The sequence below is a fragment of the Actinomadura rugatobispora genome (assembly GCF_042656285.1).
Lineage (GTDB): Bacteria > Actinomycetota > Actinomycetes > Streptosporangiales > Streptosporangiaceae > Spirillospora > Spirillospora rugatobispora.
The window spans coordinates 1-17,041 of sequence record NZ_JBHSON010000030.1 but is presented as its reverse complement, the minus strand read 5'-3'; the positions used below and the strand labels follow the sequence as shown (position 1 = coordinate 17,041).

Below are 17,041 nucleotides of genomic sequence, written 5' to 3'. Positions count from 1 at the left end.
TCATCACAATAGAGCGGAGAGGGGATCGGCGTCGCTCAGCGGTTCTTCGCGTGGCGGTCCCACGAGGAGGACGGGGGCGAGCAGCGCCGCGACCACGTCATCCGACCCGGCGGCTCTGTCGGTGATCTCGTCTACGGTACGTCGACATGACCGAACTCGCAGGATCGGACGAGAACGCCCTGGTCGTGCCGGACGCCTGGCGCCGCGTCCACCACCCTCGCCGCGACCGCCCGGGTGTGCCGGCGCCGCCCGCCCCCGCGCCGGCCGCCGCCGGAAAGGTGCGGCAACTGGTGGACCGCGTCCGAGACGAGATCGAGGACATCCTCGCGCTGCCCGGTACTCCGCCGGCGACCGCCGAGGCGGCCCGCGCCCACCTGCGCGGCGAGCCGGACCCGCGCGGCGCGGCGGCGGTCGCGCTCGCCGCCGCCGTTCTGAACGGGCTGTCGCGCAGTGACGATCGCCTGTTCACGACCGTGTGGACGGCCGACCACGGCGTCCCCTTCGCCGCCGCGGCCTTCGCGGAGCTGGGCGGCATGCATGCCGACTTCGACGTCGTCGACAGGGGACGCCGGTGGAACGGCATCGCGGAGGGGCCGGTGTCGGAGACGTGGAGCCCCTTCGCGCTGAGCCGCGAGAGCGCGCGGTGGCTGCGGATGCACCTCGCGGCCTCTTCCGACGAGGTGTACGCCGAGGCCGTCGAGGGCCTCGCTCGGCGGCGCGACCACCTGCTGCAGCGGCTGGTCGGGGCCTACCTCGCGCCGACCCGCCGCGACTGGGTGGAGGAGCTGTGCGCCAACCCGGGCGGGCTCGCGAACAGGGGCAGCGGGGAGCGGTGGATGCTGCTGTGCGCGCTCGGCGAACCGCACCAGCTCGCCGCGTTCCCCGATCCGCTCGACTTCGCCTACCGCAGCCTGGACGTCATCGCCACGCTGGTCGACGGGGTCGGCTTCGAGCCCCTCGTGCCGCTGCTGGCCGGCGCCGCCGACGAACCGTACTGCGGTGCCGACGTCCTGCGCACCATGGTGGACGTCCTCGCCGCGCTGCCGTCGGACGCCGCGTTCCAGGCCCTCGCCGACAGGGTGGCCCGCCCCGACGTCCCGTCCGCCGTGGTGGCCGCCGCCCGCCGCTTCCCGGCCCGCGCGATGCGCCTGCTGCCCGGGGCGGCCGCCCCGCAGGCCGCCGACCTGCTGTCCGCGCACGTCCGGGCACATCCCGGCCTCGCCGAGGAGATGCTCCCCGGCCTTCCCGCGGCCGCGCAGACGGCGATCCGGGCGGTCCTGGACGCGAACGCGCGCCTTCCCGAGGCCGCGGACCTGCCGCCGCTGCTGTCCGACCCGCCGTGGACCCGTCCCCGCGCCAAGACCGGGCCGGTCGTCATCCAGCACCTGCCCTCGCCCGGCCACCGCGCCGTCGCCTGGGAGCCGGGCGAGCGCGAGGCGTGGCTGGCCGAGACGCCCTTCCTGTGGGCCGACACGCTCGACCACGAGGAGCGGGCCGCGCAGTTCGCCGCCGGAACGCTGGCGCCGCACCAGCAGCCCGTGCTGTTCGTCAGGGGCCCGGAGGACCTGGCCCGACCCCTGCTCGCGGGCTGGGAGCCCCCGGACGTCTGGGAACCGTCCGCCTGGATGCGGGTCGTCGTCGCCCGCTTCGAGGCCGACGCCGCCGGCGCCGCCCTGCTCGCCGCCCGCCACAACCCCGCCGGCGCCGCCGGGATCCTGCTGCCGCTGCTCAGCGACGAGATCGTGCGGACGATGGCCGACTGGCTCGCCCGCCTCAAGGACGCCGGGCGGACGGCCCGCGCCTGGTTCACCCGGCACGGCCTGGCCGCCGTCCCGGCGCTCCTCCCAGACGCGCTCGGCAAGGCCGGCGCCGCCCGCCGCGCCGCCGAGGCGGCCCTGCGCATGCTCGCCGCGCGGCACGGCGCGGAGCCGATCTTCGAGGCGGCCCGAGTCCACGGCGGCGAGGCCGCCGCCGCGATCGAGGCCATGCTCGCCGCCGACCCCCTCGACAACCTGCCCGGCAAGATCCCGGCCGCCGACTGGGCCGACCCGCGGGTGCTCCCGCAGATCCTTCTGCGCGACCGCGCGCACGCCCTCCCCGACGGAGCCACCGGGCACGTCCTGACGATGCTGGCGATGTCCAAGCCCGGCGACGCCTACGCGGGCGTTCACGCCGTCCGCGAGCTGTGCGACCCCGACTCGCTCGCCGAGTTCGGCTGGGCGCTGTTCCGCTGGTGGGAGACGTGCGGCGCCCGGTCCAAGGACGGCTGGGCGCTCACCCAGCTGGCCCTGACCGGTGATGACGAGACCGTCCGCCGCCTCACCCCGGTGATCCGGGCGTGGCCGGGGGAGGGCGGGCACTCCAAGGCGGTGACCGGCCTGGACGTCCTGGCCGCGATCGGCACCGACACGGCGCTCATGCACCTGCACGCGATCGCGCAACGGGTGAAGTTCAAGGCGCTCAAGCGCCGCGCCCAGGAGAAGATCGGGGAGGTCGCGGCCGGGCTCGAACTGACCCCCGACCAGCTCGCCGACCGGCTCGTCCCGGACTTCGGCCTGGACGCCTCCGGCACCCTCACCCTCGACTACGGCCCGCGCCGCTTCACGGTCGGTTTCGACGAGCAGCTCAGGCCGACGATCACCGATGAAGACGGCAAGGCCCGCCGCGCGCTTCCCAAGCCGGGTGCCAAGGACGACCCCGAACTCGCGCCCGCCGCCCACAAACGGTTCTCGGCCCTGAAGAAGGACGTCCGCACGGTCGCCGCCGACCTGGTCACCCGCCTCGAAACGGCCATGGTCACCCGCCGCCGCTGGCCCCTAGGCGAGTTCCGCGACCTCCTCGCCGGGCATCCCCTGGTCCGCCATCTCGTGGGGCGCCTGGTCTGGCTCGCGGAACACGACGGCCGCGTGATCGCCTTCCGCGTCGCCGAGGACGGCACCTACGCCGACGCCGCCGACGACACCCTCGCCCTCCCCGACCGGGCCTTGATCGGCATCGCCCACCCGCTCGACCTCGGCGGCACCGTCCCCGCCTGGAGCGAGCTGCTGGCAGACTACGAGATCCTCCAGCCGTTCCGGCAGCTCGCCCGTACCGTCCACACCCTCACCGGCGCCGAGCGCGAGGCCGGGCACCTGGAGCGCTTCGCGGGCCTGAAGGTCCCGGCCCGCGTCCTCCTCGGCCTGACCGGGCGCGGCTGGGACCGGGGCGCGCCGCAGGACGCGGGCGTCGAATGCTGGATCTCCCGCCGCGTCGGCCCCGGCCGCCACGTCGTCATCGACCTCGATCCCGGCCTGCCCGTGGGCGACCCCGACGGCATGGGCGACCAGACCATCGACGGCGTCGGGCTCCGGGCGCGGCCCGAGAGCGCCTACTTCCGCATACGGGACGGCGACGCGCCGCTGCGCTTCGGCGACCTCCACCCCGTCACGGCCTCCGAGATCCTTGCCGACCTGCACACCCTCCTCGAGCAGGCGAGCTGAGGATCGCCGGGGCGACCCTTCATCGGAGGCGGGTCCGCCGGACCGCCGCCTACGGCGAGGTCAGGGTGGCCATCGCGCGGTCCGGTTCCCAGTGGGCGCGGAACGAGGTGATCAGGCCGCGGTCATCGACCGTGTAGACGGTCAGGCAGTCGATCGTCATGGTGGTCCCGCCGTCCAGCGTCGTGGTGATGGTGACGACGTTGGCGCAGGCGGGGCCGTTGGCGAACGAGTCGCTCACCCGGAAGTGGAACCTGCGCACCCGGGCGATGTTCTCGTCCCAGAACCGCTCGATCCCGTCCGGGCCCCGGTGCCCCTTGCCCTCGGGGTCGAGCATCGAGGGGCCGACGGGATCCTCGATGACGGCGTCCGGGCCGAACAGCGCGAGCCACTCCCGCTTGCGCCCGCCGGCGGCCGCGGCCATCGACGCGCGCGCCGCCCGGCGCGCGGGGTGGTCGCCGTCCGGCGCTTCCCAGGTGACCGCGTCCATAGCGCAAACTGTAACGTGTTCTCGTTTTGGGTCAAGACCCGGACTTCGCGATCACCGTCTCGGCGAACCGCTCCAGGTGCTCGATCTTCTGCTCCAGCGGCTCGGTGTCGCGGCCCTTCACGTACGGCAGCCGGAAACCGACGATCACATCGGTGACGCCCTTGTCCTCCAGGCGCTTCACCCCGTCCGGCGTGTACGCGTCCAGCGAGATCGCGTGCACCTCGAACGGGCGGTCCGCGGTGCCCTCCTCCGCGCGCAGCTCGGCCAGCCGGCCCAGCAGCCGGTCCAGCTCCGCCGCCTCGCCGCCGCCGTGCATCCAGCCGTCCCCGAGCCGGGCCGCCCGGCGCAGCGCCGGCTCGCTGTGCCCGCCGACCAGGATCGGGATCGGCTCGGTGGGCACCGGCGACATCTTCACCGCGGGCAGGTCGAAGAACTCGCCGTGATATTCGAAGTACCCCCCGCCCGTCAGCCCGCGGACGACCTCGATCGCCTCGTCCATCCGCTTGCCGCGCCGCTCCCAGGGCACCCCCATCACCGTGAAGTCCTCGGGCCACGGGCTCACCCCGACCCCGAGCCCCAGCCGGCCGCCGGTCAGGTAGGCGATCGAGCTCGCCTGCTTGGCCACCAGCGCCGGCGGCCGCACCGCCAGCTTGAGCACGAACGGCGTGAACCGGATCCGGGACGTGACCGCCCCCATCGCCGCGATCAGGGTGAACGTCTCGATGAAGTCCTTGTCCTCCAGGAACCCCCGATCACCGTCCGCCGTGTACGGATAGACCGCGTCCGACTCCCGCGGATAGACCAGCGAGTCGGCGACGGCGAAGCTCGTGTACCCCGCCTCCTCGGCCGCCCGGGCCAGCGGCAGGTAGTACGACGCGTCGGTCATGGACTCCACGTAGGTGAACCGCATGGCCCCGAGGATATAGAACACGTTTCAGTTCGGGAATGACTCAGCCTCCACCGACGCGCGGACGGGCGTCGGGCGCGCCGAACCACGTGGCGAGCCGGACGAGCAGCTCCTGCTGATCTTCACCGGCCCAGGCCACGTGGCCGTCCGGTCGCAGCAGCACGCCGGGCACGTCCAGCTCCTCGCTGACGTCGGCGACGTGGTCGACCCGATCCGCCCACCCCGCGACCGAGAGCCGGCCGGTCTGGTCCAGCAGCAGCCCGCGGCCGCCGTGCATCCGCTCGTAGAGGCGCCCTCGCTTGAGCCCCACGTCCCGCAGCCGCCGGCCGACCAGCGGGTGCTCCTCGCCGAAGTCGTAGCGGATCCCGATCGCCGTGATCTTCTCGATCAGGTACCGGTTCACCTCCTCGAAGTCCATCAGCTCCGACAGCAGCCGGCGCACGGCCCGGGGCCCCGGCTCGGGGGACACGAGCTCGGCCTGCGCGCGGGTGCTGTCCAGCACGTCGGCCGCCACCGGGCGCCGTTCGGTCTGGTAGCTGTCCAGCAGCCCCTCCGGCGCCCAGCCGCCGATCTCGGCGGCCAGTTTCCAGCCGAGGTTGAACGCGTCCTGGACGCCGAGGTTGAGGCCCTGCCCGCCCATCGGCGGGTGGATGTGCGCCGCGTCGCCGGCCAGCAGCACGCGGCCGCTCCGGTAGCGCTCGGCCAGCCGGGTTCCGTCGCCGAAGCGGGTGAGGGAGCGCGGTGAGTGCACGCCGAAGTCGGTGTCGGCGAACGCCCGCAGCCGTTGCCTGAACTCCTCGAGGGTCGGCGGGACCGTGCGGTCCTCGGCCACCTCCTCGGTGCGCACGACGAAGCGGTACACGCCGTCCTCGTCGGGCGCGGGGCCGAACCGAAGATGGGGCGCGCCGATCTCGGCCGCCGCGGCGTCCAGCGTCTCCCGAGGGTCGGCCACCTCCACCTCGCCCAGCAGCCATTCCTTCGTGGCGGGCTCGCCGGGGAAGCCGATGCCGAGCAGCTTGCGCACCGTGCTGCGGCCGCCGTCGCAGCCGACGAGGTAGCGCGAGCGCAGCCGGGTGCCGTCGGCCAGCTCGGCGGTCACCCCGTGCTCGTCCTGGCTCAGCCCGACCAGCTCGCGGCCGCGCCGGATCTCGGCGCCGAGCTCGGTGGCGTGCTCGGTCAGCAGGCGCTCGGTGGTGGTCTGCGGGATGCCGAGAAGGTACGGATGCGCGGTGTCCAGCCGGTCCGGCAGCGGCTTGGCGATACCGGCGAAGCGACCGGCGAGCGGGTACTGCCGGCCGTGCTCGAGGAACCGCTCCAGCAGGCCGCGCTGGTCCATCACCTCGATGCTGCGCGCGTGCAGGCCGAGCCCGCGGACCTGCCTGCCGGGCTCGGTGTCCTTCTCCAGTACGACCGCGCGCACGCCGTGCAGCCGCAGCTCGGCGGCCAGCATCATGCCGGCCGGCCCGCCGCCGGCGACGATCACGTCGATCATGAAAATCCCCCATTCCGCGAGATGGAACCCCGGCCGTCCGCTCCCCGCGGCCCGGCGGCGTGCCCACCGGTACCTCCGCGCCGCGTCCCGCGACCGCGGCACGGCGAGTCCACCGCCGGCCCGGCATTCGGCGAGACCGCTATGTCGATGAGCACATGCTCGGTGAATCGCTGATTTCCGCAGGTTGCGGCTTCGGCCGACGATTCTGCAGCATGCCCCGGGTCTTGCCGCAAGCCCCCAGGTGCGCTATATATTGAAAGTGGCAAGGAGCGCGCGAGCTCCTTGCCTTTGTCGTTCTCTGGGGACGGACCGCCCGCCGTCGTGACATTCATTGTCGGAATGCGGGCGACGATTTCGCGCGCTGCGCTTCAGGTCGACCTATCTGACGTGTCGTGCCGCCCGGGTGGCGGTGTTGACCAGGTATTCCAGCGGGCCCCGGCGGAAGTGGCGGGTCCACAGCACCGCGGAGACGAGGGCGGTGACGACGAAGACGGACAGGACGTGCAGCGAGCCGTAGGAGTCGTCGGAGTCCAGGGCCGCGAGCACGATGATCTGGACGGTGTAGAGCGTCAGCGACATGGTTCCCGCGGCGATCAGCGGATGCAGCAGCCGGTGCGCGCGCGACCACTGGAGGACGGTGAACGCGCCCGCGATGACGGCGATCGCCACGCCGGTGTTCCCGATGACCTCGAAGCTCGTCCCGCTGTGGGGCGCGGCCACCAGCAGCAGGGCGGGCGTGCTGGTGTCCACGGTGCCGCTCTCGGGCCCCTGCCACCAGGTCGGCGGCCCTGACTCGTACCAGCCGGAGGTCGCGAGGGCTTCACGGACCGCGGGGAAGGCGTGGTAGACGAGGTAGGAGGTGCCGTAGCCGACGAGGGCGAGCGCGGCGCCGAGTGCGGCCAGCCGGTGGCGCACGCGAGCGGCCTGCAGGTCCAGGCGGCCCAGGGCCATGCCGGAGACGATGTAGGGCATCCAGGTCATCGCCGGATAGGTCCCGGTGAGCAGGAGGTCGAGCACGCCGGTGTCGCACAGCCGCTTGATCGGATCGTGGGCGTCGATGGCCTGCTGCCAGGACTGCGCCCACGTCTGGTCGTTCAGGACGGTGAGCAGTCCGTAGGACAGCAGCGGGCCGACCACGGCGAGGACGGCCGCGATGATCGCGAGCGTCCGGGCGCGCAGCCGCACCAGGGGCAGCGCGAGCAGGAAGAGGAGCCCGTAGTAGGCGAGGATCGCGTCCACCGGGGTGGGGAGCATCGCCAGCGCGGTGCCCAAGGCGATCAGGATCACGGCGCGGATCGCGATCTTCACCGCCGCCTGCCGTCCCTCCCGTCCGGTCTTGGGACGCCTCCGGCCGCTGATGATCATCATGGTCACCCCGGCCAGGAGGGCGAAGAGCGCGGCGGAACGGCCGTGCGTGACCTGGAGCACCGCACCGGCGGGCCCGTCCTCGAAGTCCGGGCCGACGTGCGCGGCGAACATCCCCAGCACGGCCAGGCCGCGGGCCAGGTCCAGGCCGACCAGCCTCCGCTCCGGCGGCAGGGGCGGGCTGGAGCGCGTCGGGGGCCGGTGGAGCGGGTGGAGTCCTCGGCGGACGGGTTCCGCACCGGCCTTCACGGGACCGCGTCCGAGTCTGTCGTGATGGGCCCGGCGCCGGATGCGGCGGCTTTCATGCACTCCATGGTAGGAACGCCTACCTGTGCTATGACCAGCGCAGATCTTGATTCTTCACAAAGGCCGGTCGCAGAGCGCCGTCACTGGTTCGAGGTGTGGCCGGGGGGCTGCTTCAGGTTCCGGGCCGAGGCCAGCCGCCAGGGGACGCTGGCGATCATGATGCCCGGCCGGTGCCGCAGGCGGATCTTGAGCCGCAGGGCGCTCTGGTTGTGCAGGACCTGTTCCCACCAGTGCCCGACGACGTACTCGGGGATGAACACGCACACCACATCGCGCGGGCCGCGCCTGCGGATGTGGGTGACGTAGTCCAGCACGGGCCCGGTGATGTCCCGGTAGGGCGAGTCCAGGATCGTGAGCGGAACCGGCAGCCGCTGGTCGTCCCACTGCCGCCGGAGCGTCACGATGTCGGTGCCGGTGGTCTGGACGGCGACCGCGGCGAGGGTGTCCGGGTGGGTGGCGCGGGCGAACGCCAGCGCCTCGAGGGTCGGGATGTCGCAGCGCGTGACCAGGACGACGGCGTGGACCCGGGCCGGCAGGGTCACCGCGCCCGCGGGCGGCTGGAGCTCCTCTTCGACGTGCGTGTAGTGGCGACGGACGGCCTTCATGAGGACGAAGGCCGCGGGGATGGCGATGACGACGATCCAGGCGCCGTGGGTGAACTTGGTGGTCAGGACCACCACCAGCACCAGCGCGGTGAGGGCCGCCCCGCAGGCGTTGACGGCGCGGGCTCTGCGAAGGGCGCGGGCACGCGGGACGGCGCCGGCTCCGTGGACGGCGCCGGTTCCGGCGCCGTCCGCGGCGCCCTGCCGAAGCCGCCTGGTCCAGTGCCGGACCATGCCGGCCTGGCTGAGGGTGAAGGACACGAAGACGCCGATGATGTAGAGCTGGATGAGCCGCGTGGTGGCGGCGTCGAACGCCCAGATCAGCAGGCACGCCCCGCCCGCCAGGATGATCAGCCCGTTGCTGAAGACCAGGCGGTCGCCGCGGTGGGCGAACTGCCTGGGCAGATACCCGTCGGCGCCCAGGATGCCGGCCAGCACCGGGAAGCCGTTGAAGGCGGTGTTGGCGGCCAGCACCAGGATCGCCGCGGTGAACCCGGCCACCAGGAACGGCAGCCAGGCGGCGTGCCCCGCCACCGCGTCCGCCACCTGCACGATCACCGTCTTCTGCGCGTAGCCGGGCGGCGCGCCCGTCAGCATCCCGGGGCTGGGGGCGACGCGGACCCGGCTGGCCAGCGCCAGCACGGTGATGCCCGCGAACAGCACGATCGTCAGGACGCCCATGACCGCCAGGGTGTCGGCGGCGTTCCTGCCCTTGGGCGGCCGGAAGCTGGGCACGCCGTTGCTGACCGCCTCGACCCCCGTCAGCGCGGTGCACCCCTGGGAGAAGGCGCGCAGCAGCAGCGCGACCGCCAGCAACCCGCCGGCCTGGACGGGACCGCGGATGCCCAGCCCGGCCGACTCCGCGGGCGGGACGCCTCCGTGCACGGCCCGCAGCGCTCCCCACACGATCATCACCAGCACGACCGCGATGAAGCCGTAGGTCGGGATCGCGAAGACGAATCCCGACTGGCGGGCTCCTCGAAGGTTCACCACGGCCAGCACCACGATCGCGGCCAGGCACAGCGGCACGGCGTGGGGCGCCAGAGACGGTACCGCGGACACCAGGTTGGCCACCCCCGCCGACACCGACACCGCCACGGTCAGCACGTAGTCGACCAGCAGCGCGGCGGCGGCCACCAGCGAGGCGTTCGTGCCGAGGTTCTCCCGGCTGACGGTGTAGGCGCCGCCCCCCTGCGGATACTCATGGCAGGTCTGCCTGTACGACAGCACCACCACGGCCAGCAGCACCGCCACCGCCAGCGCCACCCAGGGCGCCAGATGCAGCAGCGCCAGGCCGCCCAGGCTCAGGGCCAGCAGGATCTCCTCGGTCGCGTACGCGTTCGACGACAACGGGTCACTGCAGAACACCGGCAGGGCGAGCCTCTTCGGCAGCAGCGTCCGGCCCACCTGCGCGCTGCGCAGAGGCCGGCCCACCAGCAGCCGTTTAGGGAGCCTCAGCACATCCCGCACGAGTCACTTCACTTCCACTACGCCCGTGATGCCCTGCCGGAGGTCCCTCCATGCCCAAGGTCCCTGCCTCGACCAGGCGCTCCCGGGTCGCGACCTGTCCGGCGCGGCCTGCCGCCCAGCCGTGTCAGCGGACGGCGACGAGGGGGCAGGGCGCGTGATGGAGCAGCGGATGGCTGACCGAACCGAGCGCGAGGCCGCGGAATCCGCCGTGCCCCCGGGAACCGACGACCAGCAACGCGGCCCCGGTCGCCGAGTCGGCCAGAACAGCGGCCGGGGATCCCTGCCGGGTCTCCTCGATGATCTCGACGTTCGCGCGCGCGTCCCGCGGTGATGGGAGCACGTCCGCCAGGGTGCGGCCGATCATCTGGGGCAGGCTGTCGCCCGCGGAACGCGTGTCGTCCCCGTCCCCGAGCACGTGGACGAGCCGGAGCCGGCCGCCCCGCACCGCCGCCTCGGTGTACCCGAACGCCGCGGCGCGGGCCGAGTGCGCGGAGGCGTCGACGCCGACGACGACCTCACCCGGCTCGCGCGGGTTCCCCTGCCCCTCGGGCACCACGGCGATCGGGCACGGCGCGTCCCCCGCCACCTGGTAGGCGGTCGAGCCGAGCAGCAGTTCGGAGAACCCTCCGCGCCCGCGCTTGCCGATCACCAGCAGCGCGGCTCCGGCCGCCGCCTCTCCCAGCGCCGCCGAGGCGTCACCGAACACCAGCCGGGACGACACCGCGACCTCCGGGGCCTCCTTGCCGACCAGCGCCGCGGTCTCCTCCAGCATGCGCAGGGCCTCTTCGTCGGGCGGCCGGCCCCGCCCCGCCGCGTCCCTGAGCGGCTTCACGGCGGCGTGCACCAGCTGCAGGCCCAGACCGCGCCGCCGCGCGTCGTCGGCCGCCCACAGCGCGGCGTCCGTTCCGCAGGCCGAACCGTCGACGCCCACCACGATCATCCTCGTCATGTATCCCCCGATATCGGTTCCACGCCGGAAGGCGTCGGCGCCCTCGTCCGCGGCGTGGACCGGTGCGACGTGGACGGCCTCCCGGGGCCTCCGCGGCCGGGCGTACCCCCGGCACCTCCTCGGCGACAAGTCCCCGTGGACCGAGGCGGCGGTGATCGACATACCCGCGATGCGGGCACCTCACCCGAAACAACCGTCCCTCGCCGGGCAGGGGCCGGCTGACGTTCGCGGCAGCCGCACCGCGCCGGGCCCCCGGGCCGGTGCCGGTGGCGGCCTTCGGTGGCCAAGATGGAGATGAGGGAGCCGCACCGGCGGGCGGCGCGGCTCGCGACGGGGGCGTGTTCATGCCGAAGATGTTCCCTGAGGTGACACAGGCCAGGATGCTGGGGACGGCCGTCGCCGGGGCAGGGGTCGTGGCGATCCTCTCCGGGCTCTCCCCCCAGTGGCGGGGGCACCTGCGCGTGGTCGAGGGGCTGCTGGCGCCGGAAGTGATGGACTGGGCGGCGGGATCGATCGCGCTGATCGGCTTGGGACTGATCCTGCTGGGCCGCGGCGTGTCCGGCAGGCGGCGGCTGGCCTGGCGGACCACGCTGATCCTGCTCGCCGTGGCCACGCTCGTCCACGTGCTCGACGGCCTGGACGTGCCGGGCGCCTCGATCACCCTGGCGCTGGCCGCCGTGCTGGTCTGGCGGCGGCGGCTGTTCGTGGTGGGCCTGGGCCCGGCCCGATGGGGCTCGGTGGCGCGGCTGGGCATCGTGGTGGTGACCCTGGACTTCCTGTACGGGATCGCGGGCCTGGCCCTGCGCTCGGCCGAGGTCCGGCCGGGCTTGACGGTGGGCGGGGCGGTGCAGGAGGTCGCCGCACGTCTGGTCGGGATGGCGGGGCCGCTGACCATCACCGGCCGTTTCGGGCAGTGGTTCCCCGCATCGGTCACCGTCGTGGGCGGGCTCACCCTCGCCGTCCTGCTGGCCGCCGCCTTCGCCCCGATCGCTCTGCGCGGCGTCGGCCCGGCCACCGAACGCGCGGAGCTCGCCGGGCTCCTCGGCCGGACCGACGGCGGCTCGCTCGATCCCTTCATCCTGCGCACCGACAAGAGCTGGGTGTTCTCCGGCGACCGGCGGGCCGCCCTCGGGATGAGATACGTGCACGGCGTGGCCCTGGCCACCGGCGACCCCGTGGGCGCGCCCGCGGCCTTCCCCGCCGCCGTCCGGGAGTTCCTCGGCCTGTGCGGGCGGACGGGGTGGCGGCCCGCGGTGATCGGGCTGCGGCAGGACCTGCTGCCGATCTACCTGGACGCGGGGCTGCGGTCGATCTACATCGGGGACGAGGCGATGATCGACGTGAGCCGTTTCGATCTGACCGGCAGAGCGATGCGCAATGTCCGCCAAGCGGTCAGCCGCACCCGCAACTTCGGGATCACCACCCAGATCCTGCGCGAGGGCGAGGTCCCCGCCGATCTGCGCCGCCGGGTGCTGGACATCGCCGCCGCGCAGCGCGGCGCCTACCGCGAGTTCGGGTTCTCCATGGCCCTGGGCGACCTGCTGACCGGCGCGTTCCCCGGCTGCGTGCTGATCGTCTGCCGCGACGCCACGTCCCGGCCGGTCGCCTTCCAGCGCTACGTGCCCTGCCGGCGCGGCACGATGCTGTCCCTGGACGCGATGCGGCGCCTGCCCGCGGCCCCCAACGGCGTCAACGAACGCATGATCATCGACATGGTCGGCTGGGCCGGGGCCCACGGTGTCACCCAGATCTCGCTCAACTTCGCCGCGTTCCGCACCCTGCTGGACGAGGCCACCCAAAGGGGACCCGGACAGGCGATGGCGGCCTGGGCACTTCGCCGGGGCGAGGGCCGCTTCGGCATGCAGGTGGACTCCCTGCGCCGTTTCAACGCCAAGTTCCACCCGCAATGGAACTCCCGTTACCTGGTCTACCGTTCGCGCGCCGATCTCCCGGCCATCGGCCTGGCCGCACTGAGCGCCGAAGGCTTCCTCCCCTTCGACCCCGGCAGAAGGCCCCCGGACGGCTCCAGAAGTTGATCGCCTTCGTGATCCGCGCCGGCCGGCTCGGCCTCACACACGCGCTCACGGAAAGTGAACGGGATGTTGCGCGGGTGTTCGATCGCGAACAAATGATGGAAACTCAGGCTTCCTAACCTCCCCGGTATCGCTCTCCCGACCCTGAAAGGACCGATGCGCCATGAGCATCTACGACGCCATCGGCGGAGCGCCCGCCGTCCAGGCGGCGGTCGATGACTTCTACACGCGGGTGACGGCCGACCCCCGGCTGAGCGGCTTCTTCTCGGACGTGGACATGCGGCGCCTCAAGTCCCATCAGCGCGCCTTCATAGCGGCGGCGATCGGCGGGCCGCAGATCTACGAGGGACGGGACATGGCCGCCGCGCACGCCGGACTCGACATCGCCGACGCCCACTTCGACGCCGTGGTGGGACATCTGGTCGACACCCTCACCGCCCTGGGAGTGCCCGAGGACACCATCGCCACGATCGGATCGACCTTGGCCCCGCTCCGGGCCGACATCGTCACGGCGTCCGCACACTCCATCAACTGACCGGGACCGGCCCAGATCATCCGCGGCCCACCGGAAGCCTTTGAGGAGCCGTCGAGTATCGCCGGCCGCCCCCGCGCACCGGCGTTCTCGACGAGGATCCCGGTGGGAAGCCCGTTTGATCCGCGAGCCCAGAGCGGTCGAACCGGTCACGGCCGTGGGGCTCGATCTCGTCCACCCGCCGGAGACCAGGGAAGTTGATCCCAGCCCTGCCGTCGCGTTCACGACGTTCGCGCTGGTATCGGTCAAGGCGGGGCCTTGAGTGCACGGCCTTGGCGTTGGACGCCTCCGCGAGGTCGCTGGTGCTTGACCTTGACACAGTGACAGGGTCTTCACTGTGGCCGAGGAGGTGGTTCCGATGACCATGCCGGACGAGGACACGCACACGATGAGAGCCCTCCAGGGGCTGGAGAACAGCGGTCCGTCGGTGCGGCTGCGGGCGGCGATGGCGGTCGGCACGTCCCCTGACCCGCGGTTCGTCGACAAGCTCATCGAACGATGCGCGATCGAGCCCGAGTTCTTCGTGCGGGACATGCTCACGTGGGCACTCACCCGCCACCCATCGTCGATGACGGTCCCCAAGCTCATCGATGAACTGCGCTCGGAGCGTGCGCAGGCACGAAGCCAGGCGCTGCACACCCTGTCCAAGATCGGGGATCGGCGAGCGTGGCCGGCGATCACCCGGGCGCTGCTGGTCGACGCCGACGACGAGGTGGCGCGGAGCGCCTGGCGAGCGGCTGTCGTGCTCGTGCCCGGCGGTGCAGAATCCGAGTTGGCCGCGGTGCTGGCGACACAGTTCGGGCGCGGCGGGCGTGAGACGCGGTTGAGCCTCAGCCGGGCGCTGATCGCGCTCGGTGAGGTGGTCATGCCGACCCTGCGCGCTGCGATGACGGGTCTCGACCCTCGCGTACGTGAGCACGCGATCGCCACCGAACGGCTGCTGCGCGACCCGGATGCCGGATTCGAGTTCGCGATCGAGGAGGCACGGCGCCTCGTGGCCCTGGGACCGGCCGGCCAGGAGGAGTGACAGGCGGTGTTGATCGGTGACGTGGCACGACGGTCCGGGGTCAGCACCCGCATGCTCAGGCATTACGAGTCGCTCGGCCTGGTGCGGCCGGCGCGGCGTACCGAGGCCGGCTACCGGGAGTACTCCAGCGAGGACATCCGGCGGATCTTCCATATCGAGAGCCTGCGGTCACTGGGCCTGTCGCTGCGTGAAGTCGGGTTCGCGCTGGACGATCCCGGCTTCGCGCCCTCTGCGCTCGTCGACGACCTCATCCGCCGGACGCGAGAACGCATCGCGGATGAGACAGAGCTGCTCACGCGACTCCGTCGGATCGGTGCCGCGGAACCCGCCGGCTGGGAGGACGTCCTCCAGATCGTCGCACTCCTCCAGGCCTTGGGGTCGGAGAGCGCTGGGAAGCGCCAGCGCGCGGCCCTGTCCTCGGTCGAAGAGGTTCCGGTGCCGGTGGAAGCTCTGGTCGAGGCAGCGTTGAGCGAGGCGGATCCGAACGTCGCCGGAGCCCTCCGGTGGGCGTTGGCGCAATCGGGCGATGTTGGATTGCCGCTGCTGGCGGAGGGCCTTGGCTCACCGGTGGCCGAAGTGCGGAAACGCGCCGCCCAGGCCATCGCCGAGATTCCGAACGGTGAGGCGACCGCACTGCTGCAGGACGCCCTCACGCACTCCGACCTCGTGGTCCGCAGGTGTGCGGGTCTGGCGCTCGGGGCACGTGGGGTGGCCGACGCGGTCCCGACGCTCGTCGACATGATCGTCGAGGAGGCGAACGACGCCGATGCGGCCGACGCACTGAGCACGCTGGCGAGTGATCCCGTGCTGGCGGATCAGATCGCCACCAGGCTGGTCGACTGCCTCGCCCACGGCACGCATGAATCGTCCGCACGTCGACGGCTGACACAGGCGCTCGCCGATATCCCGGGAATCACAGCGTCACGCGCCCTCGAAGATCTGTCACATGACGAAGACCGTGCCGTTGCGCTCACTGCGACCTACATTCTCAAGCTGCGCAACGCCCGCTAACGCCGCGGGCTTGAACAGGTGCTCGGTCGTGGACGGCGTGGCCGGACCCAGCTGCGGCTCCAGGTCGGGAAGCCGGGGCGTCAGGCCGCGTTGAGACTCGTGGCCAGGTCATCGAGGCTCTTCGCCTCCAGGTCGAAGGAGTCCGTCGCACTGGGAGGGTCCCCGACGGGACGTTCGACATAGGCGGTCCTCATCCCGACAGCCTGCGCACCTCGAAGGTCCCAGGCATGGGCGGCGACCATGAGCAGGCGGTCCGGCGAGCAGCCCGCGTTCCTGATCGCGAGCCGGTAGACGTCGGGATGGGGCTTGTAGCCGCGCGCGTCCTCGGCCGAGAGAACCTGGTGCCAGCGAAGCCCGGCGTGCGCGCTGATGCGGGTGAGCGCCGCCTGGCTGGCGTTCGACAAGCCGACCACCGGGAAACGCGCCGCGAGCCGGTCCAACGCCGGGACCGAGTCCGGCCACGGCTCCAGCCGCTGCCCGGAGGCCGCCAGCGAGCGAACCGCGTCCGCGTCGTTGATACCGGCCTCGGCGGCGACGCGTGTCGCCGCCTCGAGGTCGATCACCGTGCTGGCGGCGTAAGGGCGACGGCCCGCGAGAATCTCTTGCTGTTGCTCGGCGACATGCGCGTGCCACACCTCGACGAGCTCGCTCGTCCTCGCGTCGTCGATGTCCGGGAGCAGTGTCCGGAGGCCGCGTCCGATCCCGCCGGGTTCATCGACCATGGTCCCGAGAATGTCGAAGACGATCACATCGATGTCGGCGTGTGAAGTCACAAGAAGCGCTCCTGGGCATCTCTGTCTGAACCGCCCGGGACCTGCGGAGACCCAGCCGTTGGAGAGCTCAGCGATCTACCGGGCTCGCCGATGAGCATAGTGCGCGTACTTTCATCGCTGCCGCGCCGACTCTGGGACGACGCCTGGGAGGCCTCTACGAAAGCGCTGACACACGATGGCCGGAGACGATCAGCAGAGCGTGTGTGGAACATGGCCTGGGGTCTCTGCACGGATGGGGCGGGCCCGTCGCCGTTTCGGTGACGGGCCCGACCGGTTTCGCCAGGTCTTACCGGACGCCCGAGGTTCCGTCCCGGCTAAGCCAGAGGCCGCCCGGAGCCGGACAGCATCGCGGAGACGTACCGGGGCCACTCCTCGACCCAGTTGCGGCCCAGGTCGTCGATGAACGAGCCGGGCGGCGGGACGACGCCGTGCGCCGCGCACCAGGCGCCGGGCGCGTGCTGCGTCGGCCTGACGCGGCCGTCGGTCGGCATCAGCTGCGGCGGGATCGGCGGCAGCTTGCCCGGGTCGTGGCCCATCTTGGCCTCGGCCTCCAGCTCGGAGACGTCCTTCTCCTCCGACATGCCGATCGGGCCGACCTTGCGGGCGTT

General features: G+C 72.5%; 12 protein-coding genes and 1 pseudogene. 5 read left to right on the top strand and 8 right to left on the bottom strand.

The genetic code is table 11. The annotated features are described in order from the left end of the window. The first annotated feature begins 146 nt into the window (after nt 1–146). Nucleotides 147–3,479, top strand: coding sequence for a DUF4132 domain-containing protein (locus ACFPZN_RS21695; RefSeq protein ID WP_378283899.1), 3,333 nt, complete (start codon nt 147–149; stop codon nt 3,477–3,479). Nucleotides 3,480–3,528: 49 nt separating this feature from the next. Here ACFPZN_RS21695 and ACFPZN_RS21690 read toward each other — a convergent pair whose 3' ends face one another. The 6 genes from ACFPZN_RS21690 to ACFPZN_RS21665 form a co-directional block, all read right to left on the bottom strand. After that, complete coding sequence (locus tag ACFPZN_RS21690) at nt 3,529–3,966, bottom strand: nuclear transport factor 2 family protein (RefSeq protein WP_378283898.1); 438 nt, start codon at nt 3,964–3,966, stop codon at nt 3,529–3,531. A 31-nt stretch (nt 3,967–3,997) separates the two neighbouring features. Continuing rightward, entirely contained in the window at nt 3,998–4,876 is an 879-nt protein-coding gene (locus ACFPZN_RS21685; RefSeq protein WP_378283896.1) for a TIGR03619 family F420-dependent LLM class oxidoreductase, read from the bottom strand. Nucleotides 4,877–4,916: 40 nt separating this feature from the next. After that, a complete protein-coding gene (gene rox / locus ACFPZN_RS21680) occupies nt 4,917–6,365 on the bottom strand; it encodes a rifampin monooxygenase (protein ID WP_378283895.1) in 1,449 nt (482 codons plus the stop codon). Between the two features lie 378 nt (nt 6,366–6,743). Further along, nucleotides 6,744–7,979 carry a DUF418 domain-containing protein gene (locus ACFPZN_RS21675; RefSeq protein WP_378283894.1) on the bottom strand — a complete coding sequence of 412 codons (1,236 nt, stop codon included), beginning with the start codon at nt 7,977–7,979 and terminating at the stop codon, nt 6,744–6,746. A gap of 137 nt (nt 7,980–8,116) precedes the next feature. Beyond that, entirely contained in the window at nt 8,117–10,108 is a 1,992-nt protein-coding gene (locus tag ACFPZN_RS21670; protein ID WP_378283893.1) for an APC family permease, read from the bottom strand. A gap of 124 nt (nt 10,109–10,232) precedes the next feature. Further along, nucleotides 10,233–11,057 (bottom strand): universal stress protein, encoded by an 825-nt coding sequence (locus tag ACFPZN_RS21665; protein ID WP_378283892.1) that lies wholly within the window; start codon nt 11,055–11,057, stop codon nt 10,233–10,235. Nucleotides 11,058–11,422: 365 nt separating this feature from the next. Here ACFPZN_RS21665 and ACFPZN_RS21660 point away from each other — a divergent pair, with 365 nt between their 5' ends. The 4 genes from ACFPZN_RS21660 (at nt 11,423) to ACFPZN_RS21645 (ending at nt 15,660) form a co-directional block, all read left to right on the top strand. Continuing rightward, nucleotides 11,423–13,093 carry a phosphatidylglycerol lysyltransferase domain-containing protein gene (locus ACFPZN_RS21660; protein ID WP_378283891.1) on the top strand — a complete coding sequence of 557 codons (1,671 nt, stop codon included), beginning with the start codon at nt 11,423–11,425 and terminating at the stop codon, nt 13,091–13,093. A 160-nt stretch (nt 13,094–13,253) separates the two neighbouring features. Further along, nucleotides 13,254–13,625, top strand: coding sequence for a group I truncated hemoglobin (locus ACFPZN_RS21655; protein ID WP_378283890.1), 372 nt, complete (start codon nt 13,254–13,256; stop codon nt 13,623–13,625). Between the two features lie 355 nt (nt 13,626–13,980). Then, on the top strand, nt 13,981–14,649 hold the full coding sequence (locus tag ACFPZN_RS21650) for a HEAT repeat domain-containing protein (protein ID WP_378283889.1): 669 nt from the start codon (nt 13,981–13,983) through the stop codon (nt 14,647–14,649). 6 nt (nt 14,650–14,655) lie between these two features. Beyond that, the gene (locus ACFPZN_RS21645) at nt 14,656–15,660 is read left to right on the top strand and encodes a MerR family transcriptional regulator (RefSeq protein ID WP_378283888.1); all 1,005 of its coding nucleotides are present in this window, start codon (nt 14,656–14,658) and stop codon (nt 15,658–15,660) included. Between the two features lie 80 nt (nt 15,661–15,740). Here the strand turns inward: ACFPZN_RS21645 and ACFPZN_RS21640 are convergent, their stop codons facing one another. Beyond that, nucleotides 15,741–16,433, bottom strand: a complete 693-nt coding sequence (locus ACFPZN_RS21640) for a haloacid dehalogenase type II (protein ID WP_378283887.1) — start codon at nt 16,431–16,433, stop codon at nt 15,741–15,743. A 314-nt stretch (nt 16,434–16,747) separates the two neighbouring features. After that, a pseudogene (locus ACFPZN_RS21635) lies at nt 16,748–17,041 on the bottom strand (ABC transporter ATP-binding protein); the annotation flags it as partial.